Origin of the sequence: Phragmitibacter flavus, from assembly GCF_005780165.1 — a bacterium.
GTDB lineage: Bacteria > Verrucomicrobiota > Verrucomicrobiia > Verrucomicrobiales > Verrucomicrobiaceae > Phragmitibacter > Phragmitibacter flavus.
This window is the reverse complement of record NZ_VAUV01000009.1, coordinates 41,907-60,483: the sequence shown is the minus strand read 5'-3', so window position 1 is coordinate 60,483 and position 18,577 is coordinate 41,907. Positions and strand designations below refer to the sequence as shown.

The 18,577-nt window shown below is 56.5% G+C and carries 12 protein-coding genes; 8 read left to right on the top strand and 4 right to left on the bottom strand.

The window, feature by feature from the left end:
- Positions 1-153: 153 nt before the first annotated feature.
- The 3 genes from lpxD (at position 154) to hflC (ending at position 3,623) form a co-directional block, all read left to right on the top strand.
- The gene (gene lpxD / locus FEM03_RS13085) at positions 154-1,209 is read left to right on the top strand and encodes a UDP-3-O-(3-hydroxymyristoyl)glucosamine N-acyltransferase (RefSeq protein ID WP_166442834.1); all 1,056 of its coding nucleotides are present in this window, start codon (positions 154-156) and stop codon (positions 1,207-1,209) included.
- A 95-nt stretch (positions 1,210-1,304) separates the two neighbouring features.
- The gene (gene hflK / locus FEM03_RS13080) at positions 1,305-2,369 is read left to right on the top strand and encodes an FtsH protease activity modulator HflK (RefSeq protein ID WP_138086725.1); all 1,065 of its coding nucleotides are present in this window, start codon (positions 1,305-1,307) and stop codon (positions 2,367-2,369) included.
- Between the two features lie 54 nt (positions 2,370-2,423).
- Entirely contained in the window at positions 2,424-3,623 is a 1,200-nt protein-coding gene (gene hflC / locus FEM03_RS13075) for a protease modulator HflC (protein WP_138086724.1), read from the top strand.
- Positions 3,624-3,661: 38 nt separating this feature from the next.
- Here hflC and FEM03_RS13070 read toward each other — a convergent pair whose 3' ends face one another.
- The 4 genes from FEM03_RS13070 to FEM03_RS13055 all read right to left on the bottom strand — a co-directional run bounded on the left by FEM03_RS13070 (position 3,662) and on the right by FEM03_RS13055 (position 8,598).
- Complete coding sequence (locus tag FEM03_RS13070) at positions 3,662-5,968, bottom strand: secretin N-terminal domain-containing protein (protein ID WP_166442833.1); 2,307 nt, start codon at positions 5,966-5,968, stop codon at positions 3,662-3,664.
- A 179-nt stretch (positions 5,969-6,147) separates the two neighbouring features.
- Complete coding sequence (locus tag FEM03_RS13065; protein ID WP_138086722.1) at positions 6,148-6,861, bottom strand: hypothetical protein; 714 nt, start codon at positions 6,859-6,861, stop codon at positions 6,148-6,150.
- Positions 6,858-7,388, bottom strand: a complete 531-nt coding sequence (locus tag FEM03_RS13060) for a GspMb/PilO family protein (RefSeq protein WP_138086721.1) — start codon at positions 7,386-7,388, stop codon at positions 6,858-6,860. The genes FEM03_RS13065 and FEM03_RS13060 overlap by 4 nt, the downstream gene beginning before the upstream one ends.
- Positions 7,375-8,598: a PilN domain-containing protein gene (locus FEM03_RS13055; RefSeq protein ID WP_138086720.1), complete on the bottom strand. Its 1,224-nt coding sequence runs from the start codon at positions 8,596-8,598 to the stop codon at positions 7,375-7,377. The genes FEM03_RS13060 and FEM03_RS13055 overlap by 14 nt, the downstream gene beginning before the upstream one ends.
- 171 nt (positions 8,599-8,769) lie before the next feature.
- On the opposite strand from FEM03_RS13055, the gene FEM03_RS13050 reads away from it, so the two are divergent.
- The 5 genes from FEM03_RS13050 (at position 8,770) to FEM03_RS13030 (ending at position 17,871) form a co-directional block, all read left to right on the top strand.
- The gene (locus FEM03_RS13050) at positions 8,770-9,705 is read left to right on the top strand and encodes a type II secretion system minor pseudopilin (RefSeq protein ID WP_138086719.1); all 936 of its coding nucleotides are present in this window, start codon (positions 8,770-8,772) and stop codon (positions 9,703-9,705) included.
- Positions 9,706-9,838: 133 nt separating this feature from the next.
- Complete coding sequence (locus tag FEM03_RS13045; protein ID WP_138086718.1) at positions 9,839-13,510, top strand: DUF1800 family protein; 3,672 nt, start codon at positions 9,839-9,841, stop codon at positions 13,508-13,510.
- A 50-nt stretch (positions 13,511-13,560) separates the two neighbouring features.
- A complete protein-coding gene (locus FEM03_RS13040) occupies positions 13,561-15,189 on the top strand; it encodes a DUF1501 domain-containing protein (RefSeq protein ID WP_138086717.1) in 1,629 nt (542 codons plus the stop codon).
- A gap of 35 nt (positions 15,190-15,224) precedes the next feature.
- A complete protein-coding gene (locus FEM03_RS13035; RefSeq protein ID WP_240772772.1) occupies positions 15,225-15,776 on the top strand; it encodes a hypothetical protein in 552 nt (183 codons plus the stop codon).
- Positions 15,757-17,871 carry a redoxin domain-containing protein gene (locus FEM03_RS13030; protein ID WP_166442832.1) on the top strand — a complete coding sequence of 705 codons (2,115 nt, stop codon included), beginning with the start codon at positions 15,757-15,759 and terminating at the stop codon, positions 17,869-17,871. Before FEM03_RS13035 ends, FEM03_RS13030 begins: the two co-directional genes overlap by 20 nt.
- The last annotated feature ends 706 nt before the right edge of the window (positions 17,872-18,577 follow it).

The following is an 18,577-nucleotide window of genomic DNA, read 5'->3' as shown; positions in this document are numbered from 1 at the left end:
CAATCATCCCTGCTTTGTCTTCGCAAAGCGGGGATTTTTGTTTTATGGATGCATCCAGCCGGATGTCCTCAGGGTTTCTTCACTGTAGCGACGGCGAAGAATTTGGAGTGCCGTCGGCGCTTCATGCAACCCTTAGCATTTAATTGGAGTCCTGTGAAGATTACGTTGGAAGAACTAGCTGTGCTTGTTGGCGGGGAAATTGTTCGAGGTGATGGTGCCCTAGTGGTGAGTGGATTCAGCACGATTCAGGAGGCGGAGGAGGGGGACATTACCTTTTTGGGCAATGCCCGGTATGCACCGCAACTGAAGAAATCGCGGGCCAGTGTGGTTTTGGTGGATGCGAATTTTCAGGATTTTCCCGACAGTATGGCGGTGGTTCAGGTGGGCAATCCGACGCTGCAGTTTGGATTGATTGTGAAGCAGTTTGGACCGCAACCGAGGCCTTTTGTTGCGGGAATTCACGAGAGCGCATCGATCCATGAAAGCGTGCAGATCGATGGGGCCAGGAGTTATGTGGGACCAAATGCGGTGGTTGAAGAAGGGGTGGTGGTGGGGAATGGCAGTGCGATTCACGCCGGGGCGTTTGTGGGTTTTGGCTCGAGTCTGGGAGAAGGGTGTGTGATTCATGCCAATGCAGTGATCAAGGACCGCAGCCTGCTCGGCAACCGGGTGATCATTCATAGTGGATCGGTGATTGGGAGCGATGGGTTTGGATATGAACATGTGGCGGGCAAACATGTGAAGATTGACCAGGTGGGGATTGTGCAGATTGATGACGATGTGGAGATTGGATCGTGCACGACGATCGACCGTTCGCGATTTGGTCGGACCTGGATAGGTGAGGGGACAAAGATCGACAATCTGGTGCAGATTGCGCACAACTGTGTCATTGGAAGGCACTGCATCATCGTTTCCCAAGTGGGGATTTCCGGTAGCACGAGGTTGGGAGATTATGTGACTTTGGCCGGCCAGGTGGGTGTGGCCGGGCATTTGAATATAGGTGACAAGACCACGTTTTTGGCGAAGTCAGGTTTGACCAAGGATTATCCTGAGCCGGGGGCTTACACGGGTTATCCGGCAAAACCGTTGCTCGAAGGGCGGCGCATGTTGACGTATCCGATGAAAGTGCCGGAGCTCCTGCAGCGCGTCAGGGACTTGGAGAAAAAATTGAAGGAAATGGAAGCGCGTTTGGAGAAAATCACGTCGTGAAATAGGGATGGCGGGCTCCTCAGGAGGGGGATGCGGGAAAGGTTTTCAATGACAGGGGGGGCATTTAGGGACAAGGTCCCTGAAACTGACCCTTCATGACACGCGAACTTAATCCCAAGACTCCTCCGCCGGTTTACCCCCAATTCAAATTGAACTTCAACTACATCCTCGCTGGTTTGGCGGGATTGGTGGTGTTGGTGGGCATTTTCACGAGCTATTACACGGTTCCGGTGGAGTCGGAGGGGGTGGTGCAGCGGTTTGGTCGTTTTTCGCAGGTGGTGTCGCCGGGTTTGCGGTTCAAGATTCCATTCGGAGTGGACAAGGTGACGGTGATTCCGGTCAAGCGGCAGTTGCAGTTGGAGCTGGGTTTTGATGAGGGCGGAAGGCAGGCGGGGCAGTTCAAGGCGTCCAGTGTGATGCAGGCCGAACGCAGCATGGTGACGGGCGATTTGAATGCGGTTCAGGTGGAGTGGGTGGTGCAGTATGAAATTGCCTTTCCCAAGGATTTTTTGTTCAACCTGCGCGATCCGGAATCGACATTGCGCGATTTTGCGGAGAGTGTGATGCGTGAAGTGGTGGGGGATCACACCGTGGATGAGGTGTTGACGATTGGCCGTCAGGGGATTGAGGTGCAGACGATGCAGAAGCTGGAAGAGGTGGTGAAGCGTTTGGAGATCGGCATTCGGGTGAAGCAGGTGCAGTTGAAAAACGTGCATCCACCGGGGCCGGTGCAGGATTCCTTTGATGAGGTGAACCGGGCGCAGCAGGAGCGTGAGCAGATGATCAACCAGGCAAACGGGGAGTATAACCGGGTGGTGCCGCGGGCGAAGGGGGAGGCGACGCAGAAGATCAGCGAGGCGGAGGGTTATGCGGTGCAGCGGGTGAATGAAGCGGAGGGGGATGTCACGCGCTTTGAGGCGTTGTTGAAGGAGTATGAAAAGGCTCCAGCGGTGACGCGGCAGCGGATTTATCTGGAGACGATGGCGGAGGTCATTCCGATGATCGGTGGCAAGATCATCATCGATGACGAGGCGAAACAACTGCTGCCGTTGTTGAATCTTTCCACGCCAGCGCCCACACCGCGACCAGCGGTGGTGCCGGTTCCTACGTCGACAACGACCAATTCGCCCTCCAGTCCGACCTCCCGCTTGGTGAGGTAATGGGGTGGGTTGTTGATGGGTTCTCAATATTTAAATTTTTTGTCTAACTTAGTTATGAAAGCTGTTTTTCTTCCGTTTATTTTGTTGTTGGTGTTCGCAGGGGTGGTGGTGCTGTCGAGCAGTATGTATGTGGTGGACGAGACCGAGCAGGTCATTGTGACGCAGTTCCGCAGGCCGGTCGGGGAGCCGGTGAATGTGGCTCCCGAAAAAAGCGAAGCCGGGTCGCATATGCACAACAGTGAAGCAGGCCTGCACTTCAAGCTGCCGTTTGTTCAGGAAGTGAACCGGTTTGAAAAGCGCATCATCAGCTGGGAAGGACCGCCGAATGAGATCGCAACCCGGGACAAGCTTTACATTGTGGTCGACACCTTTGCGCGCTGGCGGATTGTGAATCCGTTGCGCTATTTCGAGACGTTGGGAAGCGATGAGCGCACCGCGTTGTCTCGCTTGGAGAACATCATTGGGAGTGAGTCGCGCAACGTCATTGCGCGTCATGATTTGATCGAGGTGGTGCGCACGGACAAGGAGCGCAAACCGCAGGTGGATGAGACGCTGGCGGAGGCTTCTCCGACGGTTGGGGTGTTGCCGCCGATCCGGGTGGGACGAACCATTTTGGAGCGGGAAGTGCTGGCAGCGGCGGCTCCCAAGGTGACGGATTGGGGCATTGAGTTGCTCGATGTGCGTTTCAAGCGGATCAATTACAAGGACGGGGTCATTGAGAAAATTTATGACCGGATGGTGAGTGAGCGTATGCAGATTGCCGAAAAGTTTCGCTCGGAAGGAGCCGGTGAGGCGGCGGTGATCAGTGGTCGGAAAGAGCGTGAATTGCGTGAGATTGAATCGGGTGCCTATCGCAAGGTGCAGGAGATTCAAGGGGAGGCGGATGCGACGGCCTCAGAGATTTATGCCCGGGCGTATAACATCAGTCCTGAGGCGGGGGCGTTTTACCAGTTTATTAAAACGTTGGATACCTACAAAACGACGTTGGGTGCGGACAGCACGGTGATCCTGACGACTAACAGCGATTTCTTCAAGTATCTGAAGAGTATTGATGGCGGTGATCCGGTTCCGGCTCCAGTGCCTGCGGCCGCAGCGGCACCTCGACGGACTCCGCCGCCTACTCCGACAGTGGCACCGACTCCAACTGCTCCGCGTCCCGCAGCTGCGCCGACGCCGACGCCAACGCAACCACCCACATCTGCGCCAGTTCAGGCTCCGGCTCCGGCAGCGACTCCTCCGGCGAATCCGAACTGAGCAATATAGGCGAGCAAAGGTCGGCTGCTCCGCGCCGTTTATCTGGCCGGGTTGGATGCGTCCTGGGCTTTGACGGGGGGGGTGGCATCTCGCTCGTGTTGCCAGTTGGGCAGGGGAAGCAGGGAAGTGCCGTCGCCGGGATTGGCGAAACTTTGCACGTCGGGATAGCTGATGACGTCCCGGTTGATGTCGCTTTGTTCGGTCATGTATTCTTCGCCGTCTTTCAGGATGCGGGGTTGGATGAAGATCATCAGTTCGCGGCGGGTTTTGTTTTTGTTGGTGTTGCCGAAAAGGTGTTTCAGGATGGGCACGCGGATGAGGAAGGGCAGGCCGTTTTTGTTGTTGGTGTCGTTTTCAGTGATCAATCCTCCAAGCATCACGGTGTTGCGGTCGGGCACGATGATGCGGTTTTGCAGTTGTTGAGAGTTGATGTTGGGCACGGGGTTGCCGCTGATGGTGGTGAAGCCATTGACGTTGTTGTTTTGCTGCATGAACTCAAGGAGCACTTCCCGGTCGTTGTAAATGTGAGGGGTGATGGAGATGGTAAGCTCGGCACTGGCGAACTGGACCGTCGACTGGATCGAAGCTCCGCTGACGACATTGTCGGCAGTGGTGAGTGAGGAGCCTGCGTAGGGAATTTGCTGGCCGGTGGAGATGGTGGCGGTCTGGTGGTTCAAGGTGGTGATGCTGGGGCGTTGCAAGAGGCGGAAACGATTGCTGGTTCCCAGGGTCTGCATGAAGGTGGAAAGGTTCTTGCCGATCTGGCCATAGACGGTGAGGCCGTCGAGGGCGGGCAGGAAATCTTCGACGCCGCCGAGACTTGAAGGGTTGGCATAGGCGGCTCCCTGGGTTTGCAAGACACCACCGATCAGGCTGTTGTTGCCGATGTTGTCGATGGTGCGAATCCAGTCGAGGCCAAATTTGAAGTCATCGCCCAGGGTGAATTCACCGATGATGGTGGTGAGCAGGATTTGTTTGGGGCGCACATCGAGCGAATCAGCGAGTTCATTCAGGATGCGTAGTTGTTCAGGTGGACCGCTGGCGAAAAAGCTGGAGCTGGCGGGGTCGACGATGACCAGGGTATTGGCCACCAGGGTGCTGAATGCCTTGGGGGTGATTTCAAGGCCGGCGCCTGAACCACCGCTAACACCGGAGCCGAAGCCACCACCACCACTACCGCTGCTACCAAAGCCGCCGCTGGTTCCGAAGCCACTGGTGGTTCCAAAGCCGTTGCCACCCATCGAGTCGTTGCCCCCGAAGGTATTGTTATTGTTGCTGCCACCAAAGCGGCTGTTGAGTCCGCCAGAGCCGAAGCCGGTGGTGGAGCCGCTGTTGACGGCGCTCGTGCTGGTATTGGTGCCGCTGCCGCTGCTCGATGGGATGCCTCCTCTGGCGTTGTCACTGTGTCGCATCAGGGCTTTCTCGGCAACGGTGATGAAGGTGGTGAGGTCCATGTAGTTGAGACGGCGCGAGACGAAACCACGGGTGGGGGATTCGGCATCGAGTTCCTGGACGAGGGCTTCGATGTATTTGATGTCGAGGGGCCTGGCGACCACGATGAGGCTGTTGGTGCGGGCGATGGGCTGGATGATGGGGGGGGCGGCTTCGGCGGTGGCGGTGCCGACAGTGGGGGTGATGTTGATTTGGGCGGCCTGCTGGGCGGCGGCTTGTTGCGGGGTCATCGGCACGTCAGGACGTGTGAGCGGCGGATTGACGCGACGGTTGTTGCTTCCGCCGCCTGAGGAGGTGGCGGAGGAGGCTTGATTAAGGCCGAGCAGGTTGGAGAGTTGTTCGGCGACTTCTTCAGCGCTGGCGCGGAGGAGGTGAATGGTCTGGTGTTTGGTTTCGTTGGGCGGGACATCGACCTGCCGGGCCAGGGCGATGTAGGCGCGGATGGTGCTGGTGTTTTCGGTGATGTGCAGGGCGCGCGCATTGGGAATGGCGGCGACGATGCCATACGAGTGGGGGGGAACGATTTGGGAGAAGGTTTGGGCGGCGTCTTCGGCGTTGAGGTGTTGAAGGGGCAGGACAAAGCTGACGACTTGGTCGGATTCCGGCAGGTCGCTTTCACGAAGGATGACAGGGACCCCTTCGCCGGACGGTTTTTTGGCACCTTCGGTGCTGACGACCTTGAGCATGTTGTCGCCGCTGGGAACGATGGCGACATCAGAGAGCAGGAGGGATTTTTCGATGAACTCGATCGCTTCAGCGGGAGTGAGCTGGCCGCTGGTTTCGATGCCGACGGTTTTGGCTTCGACGGCAGGATCGCGGATGAGGCGCTTTTTGGTGAGTTGTTGATACACTTCGAGGACTTCGGAGAGTGGGGTGCCAGGCGGGAATTGCACGGTGACTCCACTCACGGACCCGGGGCTGGAAACTGGGGTTGGTGCACGAACCGGGGAAGGCAGGGGCGATGGGATGGTCTGGCCGACGGAAACGGTGGTGAACAGTCCGATAGTCAGGATGGCGCAGGCTAGGAAAACTGATGAAGGCGATGACATGGCGGCAAGAGGAGATGAGGAATTTATTGAGATGGTGGCGGAGGCATCGGGGCGGGAGCCGGGCGAGGGGCGGGGGCAGATCTTGGTGCAGTGAGAAGTCTTCGACGCTGAGGCGGCGTGTTGCGGCCAGGAAGGGGGGTGATGTCGGCGTTGGGATTCGGGTTTGGATTGGCGGAATTGTTTCCCATGGCACCGGGTGGTTTTTGAACCGGTTGGCCGCGAGCTGCCGCTGCCGCTGCCGCCTCGTTCATGGCCGCAGCGTTTGGGTTGCCGTTGCCATTGGGATCGTTGCTGGCAACCTGATTCTGCGCGGCGAGTTGTTTTTGAAGGCGATCATCGTAGCGGAGAATGGCGATCTCGCCGTCCTTTTCGATTTCGGCGTAGGAGTCGCGGCGGGAGTTAAGGATGTTGGCGGATTTGATGCGCATGCCGTTGGGGTCGGCCTGGGTGCTGACGATGCGGATGCGTTCGCGGGTCTTGGCGTTGACGAGAACGACGGTGGTTTCGAGTCCGACCTGATACATGCTGCCGAGGACAAGATCTTTGGCGAACGACTCTTTTTGGGTGGCAACGGCGGCGGTTTTGAGGGTGAAGGGGTTGGTGTTCCAGCCGGCTTCATATCGATCCACAGGATAAGGCGTTGGTGCTGGAAACTCTTGTCCGACAACGACAACAGCAGCAGCAACCGTGGAAATGACGGTGATGAAGAGGAAAAATATCACTCGTGGCGGGGTCATGGGGTGGCGGCCAGGGCGGGTGAGTAGCGCCGCCAGAATTGCACTTGGGCGACGACTTGGGCGGGGTCTTCCTTGTCAGGGATGACTTTGAGGGCGGGAACGATGCGGAATTCGGAAGGGGTGAGCAGGGTGTGCATCCACCGGAAAACGGCGGGAACCTGGCCTTTGACGGAGAGGGTGACACCGATTTGCAGGAAGTAGTCGGTTTTCAGTGGCTCTTGAAGTTGTTGTGACTGCACGACGAGACCTTCGCGTTTGGCCAGGGAGACGATGTGATCGAGTTCCTTGTTGGCTTCGAGTTCGTCGGAGGCCACTGGCTGGGTTTGGGATAGCCAGCGTGCGCGAGCTTCCCATGCAGGGGCATCGGCGAGGAGGGCGTCGGCTTCCATTTGCAGCAACTCGATTTCGCGCTCACGGCGGTCGAGGTTTTTTTGCCAGTTGATGAGCCGTTGCGAGACCAGCAACAAAGCGAACACGCTGGCGATGGTGCCGCTGGCGATCAGCAATCGACGTTCATTGCGTTGCATCGGCACCTCCCGGATTGAGGTTTCCTTCGATGCGGAAGCTGGCCCGATTGTCATCCATGATGGTGGGCTGCGGGGCGTTGAAGGTGTAGCGTTGCAGTGGCGTGCTTTCTTTTAACGCCTTCTGAAAAGTGGAGGCATGGATGAGTGAACTGGCCTCGCCGCTGACGACGACATTTTCACTGTTCATGCTGAACTCCTTGAAGCGAATGCCTTCGGGCGGAAGCAGCGAGACGATCTGGTGAAACACTTCGACCGGATAGGTGTCAGGCGTCACGGCCTCTTCGAGCGCGGACCAGCGAAGTTGCGCGGTGCGGGCACTTTCGACTTCGGGACGCCTGGCTTCGATGACAGCCATTTGTTCGTTGATCTTGTGTTCGCGCAGCATCAGGGCACCCATCCAGCCAGCGAACAAGAGCGCGACGGCGGCAACGGCGAACGCGAAAATTTGCATTTGTCGGCGGCGCTTTTGATGGGCAAGCCTGGCGATGGCCACGAAGGGCGGCACAAGGCCGCTGGATTCCAACGGGAGTTCGGGCGCAGGTTTGGGGGCGACCAGGATGGGGATGCCTAGAATTTGTTGGATCGATGTCAGGAAAGCGGCGGGGGCTTCGGTCCAAAGATAGCCGCACTGAAAAGTAGAGACCAGCAGGCTGCCGCGCAATGCTTCCACCAGGTGATGAATTTCCGTCACGGCATGGTCATCAAGCTGGCGGGAGGAGAGCACGGTCACATGCACCAAACGTTTCTCATGCATGAAGGCGACGACATAACGTCCGAGTTCCTTGTAGATGACAAAACTGTGATGGGGGATCGCATAGAGCGAGATGCTGGGCTCAAATCCTGAAGCGTTGTGCCGGAGCATTTCTTCGGGCAGGTCCTGGGCATTGAGCGCGAGGGTTCCAACCAGAACACGGCCGTGTTCATGAGCGACCTCCCATCCGGTCCATACCTTGCCCGGCGGCTCAACCTCCATGCCGAGGGATTCCCAGCGCAGCGCAATCGCCTGGTCGAGGCCCTTGTGGTCATCGCCAGGGTTCAATGCAAAAAACGGACTGCTGTCGAATGCCAGCATCTCGATCGCCCGAACGGCTCCGCTCGTGTCGGTGGAAGCGGTAACTTGATGAGCCCAGCGGCCATTGGATTCACGACGCCACAACTCCCTGCTATCTTCGCCGGGAAGATACAAGTGGAGGTTCGGGGCGGCGGGCATGGTAGTAAGTCAATAAATCCTGATCTATCTTAGGCCTTAGAAATCACGGTGCGAGAAAAATTCACGGGGATTGCCGGGAACGACAAGGCGGGTGTCTTTCCCGAAGAAAGGGAGAAAAAGTTGATTCCCGCTTGGCAGAATGGAGGCGCTGTGAACAATAGCCTGCACTGGATGAATTTCGCGATCTTACCGACCAAAAAAAGCCGGGCTTCCGCCTTGCTGGTGGTGTTATGGGTGATCGCACTGCTGTCTTTTTTGGTGGTAACCACCTTGATGGTGATCATGCAGGATGTGGAGTCGGTGGGAGCGCGGCACCAGGTGTTTCGTGCGAGACAGCTCGCGGAGATGGGGGTTGCTGTGGCGTCGAATCCGATGGTGAAGATGGGTGATCCTTTGCTGGGCCGTCAGGTTTCCCCGGTGGAGAGGTATGAAGCGATCATCTCCACCGAGGAGAGTTTGCTCAACATCAACGCCTTGCTCACGGAGCAGCGTCGGCTGATTTTGGAGCGGTTATTTTCAGGGAAAGGTTTGGAAGCGGCGGCGGCGCAGACGTTGGTCAATCGCATGCTCGACTGGATCGATGGCGATGAATTGCAGCGGCTCGACAGCATGGAGCGCGATCAATATGAAAAGGCGGGTTTTCCGGGGCGGCCTTATGATCGACCGTTTCGCAGTCTGGATGAAGTGGCGCTGGTGGCCGGAATGGACACGTTGATCGAGCTTTGGCCACAATGGCGGGAGAGTTTCACCGTGTTTGGAGATGGGATGCTGGACGTCAATGAGGCGAGTCCTGAGCTGATTGCGGCCCTCACGGGGGTTTCGGTGCTGAATGCAAGGGATCTGGCGTCACGCCGCGACGGACCCGATGGACGACGTTACACGCTGGATGATACGCCATTTTTAGAGCTGGGCGAAGTGACGGCGCTGCTGGGCATTTCAGAGGCCGACATGGTATTGCTCGAAGGTTTGTTGACGCTCAAGGGGAGCACCCGCCGGGTGGTGAGCACGGGGGTTGCAGGGGATTATGCCCGCAGCATCACGGTTTTGGTTTCTGGAGATGGCGGGAGCGCGGTCATGCTGGATTGGCGCGAGACCGTGCCGCAGTAGCGCCATTTTTGGTTGGTGAGCATGAACAATTATTTGCCTCCGAATATTTTTGGATTGATCTTTATTGGCATATTTGGCATTTTAGGAGTTTGCTCACGGTAATTGGCCTGAGCTCAACGCCTAGCCTCCTGCCATGAAGCTCAACCTCCCCCTAGTGCTGGGATTAGTCACCACTTCGCTGCTGTCATTTTCCCAAACGGGTTATGCAATGAGCGATTTTAACAATGATGGTTACGACGATGTCTGGCAGCATCGCTACTCGGTCACGCCGGACTTGTTGCCTCCTGATGAAGATGAAGATGGTGACGGGGCATCCAATTACGAGGAATCAGTGGCGGGAACCGATCCACGCAGCGCGGGGGATCGGCTGAATGTGGAGACAATGGCGATTGTCGGAACGGACGTGCAGGTATCGTTCGAGACTCTGACGGGAAAACGCTACAGTTTGGTCAGCAGTTCGTCGCCCAAGGGGCCGACCTGGGTTGCAGAAGGCAGTCCGGTGACGGGCAACAACGCGACCATGACGATCACGGTGCCGATGGGGACGGGAACAACGCCTAAATTCTACATGGTGAAGGTGTGTGATCAGGACAGCGATGGCGATCAGATTTCGGACTGGGCGGAGTCGGTGATGGGCACCAATCCTGCCCTTGCAAATTCGACCAACAACGCTTCGGGGGGCGCTGCCAGCGATGGCGAGACTTTGCGCAGCTTGATGTCGATCACCACCAGTGTGGTGACCCCTAGTGCCTTTGAAAAAGAAGGAATCAAAGCCCGTGTGCGGCTGACAAGAACTTACGGCACCACCATGCCGCTGACCATCTCGCTCACCACGGCGGGATCGCCTGATCCGCTGAAGGGATCGGCCTCTGCCAACGACTACACATTACAAACGAGCACGGGTGTTGCAATACCCGGCAGCACCATCACCATGGCCAGTGGTGCCACGCAATACGATTTGTTGGTGGCCCCCAAAGTGGAGACGCCACTGATTCCGGAAGTGCCGGAAATCTTACGGCTTTCGTTCAAGGCGGACAACGGAAGCGTGACCATTCCGGTCGGCACCACCTGCACCGTTGACGTGCGCGATGCCACCAATACGGATGACAATCGTCGTCTTTTTGTCTCGTATTATGGTCGCGAGGGTGGTGCGGTGACCAGTGCGACCGGGGTCTCAACCTTGTTGCTGAATGGCGACAACACTCAGGCGTTGGTGCGATCCGAATTCAGCAACCTGACAACGATCCAAAGCGCGTCTCACTTGCACGCGGCACCTGCCATCGATCCTCAGAACAGCGGGCCCATCATTGAAAGCATTCCGCTGGGTCAGGTCAGCGAACATCCGTGGTCGATTGAAGCTGAACCGGCGGTGGGATGGACAACGGATCAGGCGACGCTCAATGCCCTGCATGCAGGATATGTTTACATCAACGTCCACAGTGCCAACTACCCGAGTGGTGAAGTGCGTGGTAATTATACCCTGACTTCAGGTTCCGTGATGCCGCCACCGACACCTGCGGATCCCCCCGCCTATGGCAGCGCCCAATGGCCGGCGTTGACCGGCGACGCCATTGACCGGGACATCGCGAGATTTTTGACTCAGGCCACCTTTGGTCCCACACCGGAGAGCATCCAGGAGGTGAAAAATCTGATTGCCGCCAATGGCAACAACGCGATCGCGGGTTACACCGCGTGGCTGGATCAACAAATCAGTGCCACCACCACGCCATATCCTTCGTTGAAAACCTTGGTGGAGGCGGCGGACGTGGAGGATTTTATGATTCGTGGCAACCGGCATCTGAATGCGAACAACGATCCCCAGTTTGGGGGCGCTTCATTTTCCTGGAATACAGGAAACCGCACTTGGTCAGGCAGCACGATCCACGAGAACAACTATCCCAATCAGCTGAACCGCCGTCGCGAATGGTGGACGTTGACATTGCAGGCCAAAGCCCAGTTGCGCCAGCGCATGGCTTTTGCTTTGAGTCAGATCGTCGTCATTTCCGAAGCCGACACCACCGTCGCCACCTATCACTACGGGGCAGCCCACTATTGGGACATGCTGGCCAACAATGCCTTTGGCAAATACCGCCAGGTATTGTCGGATGTTACCCAGCATCCCATCATGGGGATCTATCTCAGCCACCTAAAAAACCGCAAGGCTTCCGGGAACATTACTCCGGATGAAAACTTTGCGCGGGAGATCATGCAGTTGTTTTCCATTGGCTTGGTGCTGCGCCACCCCGACGGCAGCCTGAAGCTGGATGAGGACGGACTTCCCATTCCCACTTACGACCAGGAGGATATCCGCGAACTCTCCAGAGTCATGACCGGCTTCGGCTTTGGAAAACGTCACGCGGTGGTGAACGGTGTTGCGACCTATCCGAATACCTCCAATCAGCGGATCGGTGCAGTTGAAAACAATACGGATTTCTACTTGGGCAACCAGATTCGTTACTGGCAGGCTCAGTGGACGAATCCGATGAAGATATTCGATGCTCATCATGACTTCGCTGCGAAGATCTTGTTTGAGGGGAAGGTGGGGCAGGCGAACATCCCGGCGCGAACTGATAACTCAGGGGTCGAATCAGAAGGACTTGCAGATATTAGTCTGGCGCTCAATGCCCTCGCGGGGCAGTTGGCCTCTTCCACTTACGACGGGCATCCCAACACGCCCATGTTCATCAGCCGGTTACTGATCCAGCGATTCACCACCTCCAATCCAAGCTCCGGTTATCTTCATCGCGTTGCACAAAAGTTCAGGGATACGAATGGCAATCTCGGGGAAGTCATCAAGGCCATCCTGCTGGATTATGAAGCGCGCAGTCTGTCGTTCGCTGACAATGTGGCCACCGCAGGAAAACCCAAGGAGCCGCTGCTGCACCTGGCAGCCTATCTGCGTGCCGCCAAGGTTTTCTCTGGTGCCCCGCTCGCCAACCTGACCACCATGACGGTCCCCTTCAATTCGCAGCAGTCTCCGGTGACCACTGCCTATCCGACTTCTGAACTCGCGAAGTTCACGGCCAATCCGGTGCGGTTCAGGTTCTCCGATCTGACCGGGTCCATTACCCAGAGCCCGCAGTTTTCCCCCAGTGTTTTCAACTGGTTCCTGCCGGACTATGTGATGCCTGGACCGCTTGCCGCAGCGGGCTTGGTGGCCCCTGAACTTCAGGTCGCTACGGAGTCCAGCGTCGTCAACATCTTCAATTATCACTACAGCACCATCTTTGCCTCGCTTCCATCGACCACCAACACCAACACCGGACGCGGACTGGATGATTTCCCGATGATGGCATCCTATCAAAATGCTTCGCAGGTGCAGCTGGCGAACCCCCAATATTCGGTCAACGCTGGATATTTCACTGCCACGACCTTTGACTCCTCTCCGGGTGGAACGGCCCAGCCGGTGAACATCAGCAATCAAAAAGACAATCTGATTCTGAACTATGATCCACTGATCGATAGCTACATCAGTCTTTACGCCGCATCCCTGGTCGACCAATATGCTCCTGCTGCAGTTCCGACGACACCGGGAACCACTCAACGACAGGTGGCGCATGCCGAAGCGGTCAGAGCATTGGTGGATCAGTATGACCTGCTTTTTTGTGGTGGTTATCTGAAAGCGAAATTCGGATCACTGGGAACCTCCAATCCGCGCAAGTCGATCATCGACGCAGTGAACTTCATCGCCGCCAACAACCGCCACACCAGTGACAATACCAACTTTAGGAACGATGCCCGCACCCGCATTCGCAACATCATCTATCTTGTCCTGAGCTGTCCGCAGGCGTTGATCCTTAAATAGCATCGAAGATTTAAAAAAAGCCTTTCCAGCCGTCCCCTCAACTTATTGCCATGAACCTGATTTTTCCGCGAAAAAACGAACCCAATCGACGGCAGTTTTTGGTGAAGACCGGATGCTCGGCCATGGGGATTACCAGCGTGGTGAACACCCTGGCGCATTTGAAATTGATGCAGGGGGCGCTCAACGCCCAGCCGGTTGGAGGAGGGGGTTACAAGGCGCTGGTATGCGTTTTCCTCAACGGCGGCAACGATTCGAACAACATGCTGATGCCACTGTCCGGTGGTGCCCGCGCGGACTATGAAGCGGGCAGGGGACTGCTGGCCATTCCCATCAACAACGCCGATGCAAGTTTGAATGCGCTGCCCATCGCTGCCACCAACATCGCTGAATCCAATCCTCTCAGTGGTTATGTTGGCAGCTATGGAATCCATCCGAAACTTGGGGCGATCAAGACCTTGTTTGAGCAGGGAGACGCTGCCTTTGTGGCGAACGTCGGCTCAATGACGATGCCGGGGGTGACACGAGCAAATTATTCGACCGCACCCAAACCACCGCAGCTCTACTCCCACTCCGACCAGCAGGTGCAATGGCAGAGCTCCATTCCCGATCGCCCATTCAGCAGTGGTTGGGGAGGGCGCATCGCGGATCTTCTCGACCCCGTTCACAACCCTTCCAGCGGCAATGTTTCCATGAACATTTCCATATCCGGAGTGAACAGCTTTCAGGTAAGTCCCACTGGCAATGTTACGCCTTACATCATGAGCAGCAATGGTCTAGTCAGCCTCTCCGGCTATGGGACCAACTATTCCAGCGCGGTGAACAATCCCAATGTGTTGTTTGAACCGAGCAATTACAAAACCTCGGCAGAAGCCGGGCGACGATTGCAGGCATTTGAGAGCATCATCAACATGGCCAATGCCAACCTGATGGAGAACGCCCACAATGGTGTCACCGTCAGCGCCCGCGTGACCGAAGGCATGGTTGGAAGCGCCTTGTTGCCGACGATCGCTCCCGGCACCAATGCAACGACGCTCGACAGCTACTTCACCAATGCTTTTGCCGATTCCGGGATCAGCGCCAACAATTCGTTTGCCAATCAGATGAAACTGGTGGCCCGCCTCATTGCTGGACAAAGTGCGTTGGGCAATGGTCGGCAGATATTTTTTGTGCAGCATGGTGGGTATGACACTCATGTGGCGCAGATTCCTGAAGGCAGCGCTACCGGAGGACACACTGGTCTGATGAGCACCTTGAACTGCGCGCTTAAAGGTTTTGCGGATGCCCTCAAAGGCCCGGAGGTCGGAAACAAGTGGAACGATGTGGTTGCTTTCACCGCGTCGGATTTCACCCGCACCTTCACGGCCAACAAGGCAGACAGCAGCGCGGGAAGCGATCATGCTTGGGGTGGTCACACGCTGGTGATGGGCGGTCCGGTCAAGGGCGGCAGGGTCTATGGCAAGTTCCCCGTATTGAAACTGGGCACGGTGACCAACTCCATTGATGCCACAGGAAGCCGCGGGTTGTGGATTCCGAGCACGTCGGTGGATCAGTATGCGGCCAATATCGCGAGATGGTTTGGAGTGGATTCGTCGGCGTTGTCCACCATCTTTCCGAACCTGGGCCGCTTCGTGACGCTGCCGAACATCACGTCAGGGAATCTTGATTTCCTTGATGCATAATCTGGCCGGATTGTGTAGGATTGAAGATACCTGCCATGTCGTATCTTCAACGTCACAAATTTTGGCTAATCATCGCTTTGGCGGTCGTTTTTCTGGTGCTGGCGACGAGGGTGCGACGCACGCCGTTGCCTCCGAAACCTGCGACTGATGATGCGTTCGCTGAGAACTCAGTGCCAAGTGCTACGGATGTTGCGCGGGATGGCGGCACTCTTGAGATGAAGTCAGAGCCCTTGGCCCCTGTGGTGATGCATGATGCGGCGGCGGAGATGTCCAACATGCTTGCCAATCCGGAGAGGAATCCAGAGGAACGGATTCAGGCGGTGCGGGAGGTGTTGTATCTGTTTCGGCAAGGATTTGGCGACAATCCGCCTGGACACAACGAGATGGTGGTGAGTGCATTGATTGGGGAGAATAACAAGCGGACCGCCTTGTTGCCCAAAGACAGTCCCGCCATCAAGGATGGGGCATTGGTGGATGCCTGGGGCACGCCTTACTGGTTCCACGCACTGTCCGCCAAGCAGATGGAGATTCGTTCGGCGGGTCCTGACAAGGAGTTGTTTACCCAAGATGACCTTGTCGTTGAATAGTTCGGCCTTGGTCTTGGTTTGCGCGCTGACCTTTGCGGGGTTTTCGGCAAGTGTTCGGGGGCAGGGCGAGCCGGCGCAGAAGGCTGCCTTTCAATGTCTTTCGGCATTGGCCTGGCAAAAAGAGCAACAGTTTCAACAACCGGTTAATGACAAGGAGGCTTTTCGCAGTGGACCGTTTCAGCGGCTGACGTTGAGCCAGCCCGGGGTTGTTTCAGACTTCAATCTTCCGTGGGTTTCTTCAGTCAGGGAAAAGGAGGAGATAGGTGCGCGGATGATTGCGGGCTTGCGGAGTCTGCATGCCTTGGATGATGAGGATGCGGAGAGCTGGTTCCGGGACGTTGTGGTGTTGGATCCGCAATGCGCCTCCGGCTGGTTGGGGCTTGCCATGGCAAATGAAAAGTCACCGATGCGGGCTCAATATTTTCTTGGCAAAGCCGCCGAGATCAAGAGTGCAGGAGCAGGGGAAAAACGATGGATCGCGGCCTACCAGGGCTTTTTTGATGCGGCGGCGGGTGGTGATATTGTGCAGCGGCTGAATGGTTTGAGCGCTACGCTTCAGAGGATGGCGACGCAGCATCCTGAGGATCGATGTGCAGAGGTGTTTGCGATGCGTTACCGGCTTCTGGCTTCGCACCTATCGGGTCTGCCGGTGGTGGATGGAGATGAATGGGAGTCGATGATGGAACAATGGTTGTCTGCAAAAGGCGGGGGCGATCTGGTGGGGTATGGCGTCTTGCTGTGGTTGAGCACTAATCCGGTCCGCGCGAGTGAATGGGTGAAGTCGCATGCAAATCGATTTGATTGCCCCACCCTTTGGCGGCTCGCGGCGCAGGCATTTCTTGGAGCGGGAGATTTGACGAAGGCGAAAGCGTATCTGACGAGCGTTTTGCGCGAGGGGAGCAATGACTTTTTGAAGGACCGGTTTGTGGAGGATGATCGCGAACAGCTGCGCTTCAGCACTGCGGCAACGCTTGCCTGGACCAGTTATCATCTGGGCGAGTTTGAGGAGGCGCTTGCGGTGGCTGAACGATTGGTGACGGTTCCCCGGAAACCTGCATTTACGAACTTGATGGCGATTGATGATGCGCCAGCAAGTCCGTATTTGGAGGCACATCGATTGAAGGTTCAGCTCCTGGCGGCTTTGGGGGAATGGGATAAGTTGGCCAAATTTGTCGAGGGCGGCGAGTCGGATGACGCGGGTCTTTTGGCACAGGTTTATCGTCGATATTGGGCGGTTATTGCCAATGCGGGGGGAGGCGAGAGGGAGCGCGCGACGGAACAGCGGAAGCAGTTGGCAGCAATGGTCGCGCAACTTGGCCAAACTTCCTATCTCAATCAATATGCCGAGTTGACGACCAAAATGGAGCGTGGCGCGGATGCCTTCATGCAGCTGGCGGGTGGGAGGCTGAGTCCATTTTTGAGTCAGATCTCCGATGTGCCTGTGGCAGCCATGGTGCCTTTGTTGGTGAAGGCGAAGGCCAAAGAAGTGGCGCTGGCCAAGCTGGACTCTGCCATGCAATCCCAGCCTGGCTCCGTGCCGCTCACGAGGCTGGCAAAGGAGCTGCGCGATGGGGTCAACGGCGAGAAGCATGTGGCGATTCCAAAGGGAGCTTCTGACGAGGTTGAAAGGGATTGGGCCAAAGCTCCCGATCTAGAGCTTCCCGACAAAAGCGGCACCTTGTATACATTGAGCCAGTTCAGGGGTAAACCGGTGCTGGTCATTTTTTTCCTTGGACAGGGTTGTGCGCATTGCGTGGAACAGTTGCAGAAGTTCAAGCCGCAGATTCCGGCGTTCGAAAAAGAGGGCATTCGGGTGGTTGGGATCGGAACCGATTCCGTTGAGAAGCTTGCCGAGGGATTGGGCAAAGGACCGGAGTTAAATCCCGATCTTCCCTATTTGTTGTTGGCCGATCCGAAGATGGATGCTTTCAAAAAATGGCGCTGTTATGATGAGTTCGCCGTAGAGCCACTTCACGGAACTTTCTTGATGGATGGAGACGGGCGGATCTTGTGGAGTGACATCAGCCACGATCCGTATGTGCACGCAGAGTTTCTGGTGGGGGAGTGTCGTCGTTTGCTGGCATTGCCGCGTTAGAAAGCGGCTGGTGTGATTGATATGGGAAAAGTGACTTTTGGTCTCGCCGTTGCGGTCGGGATTTTGCCCCGGATTTTCATCAGGCTAGGTGGCGGAGAGAGCGGGACAATTTACCACTATCAGCAACTCATTGATAACGAACTCTATTCGAGATTGTGAACTTCTGATTGTGTAACAGTTGTGCGGACCATCCATCTTCAAGCATTGAGCCTTCAGGCTTTACGGTGAACAACTGGTTGAGAGTAGCGATAAATAGTTTTAAGGATGGTGTGGCAAGCACGGTCCGATCTCGTGCTTTGCCACTCAGCCATGGTGGACCCATAAGGAATCAGCTTGCAACATTGCAGGTGTGTTCAGTGTTGCTGGATCGAACCCCGACCAGGAGAGGGAAATGAGAAAGCTGTCGAGGTTTGTGAAAAAGCAGGTGGCTAGGCATGGCGGGCCACATTTCAGAAACACTGGAACAACCTGCGAGAGGGGTGGTGTTTCAAAATCTTGAGCATGAACAAGCAGACTGTAATCCAAGTAGCATTGTGTGGACCAGGTGATCTCACCATGGCAAGCTCATTACAAAGCGAGAATCGAGTGGCTTTTTCTGGCATCGCCTCGGGACGCAAGAGGGATGCAGGAATCCGGCACTGAAGAAGAGGTATGGTCCCCTTTTCCAAAGTCGACAGCCCAATACTTTAGGCAGTGTGCTTTCAGG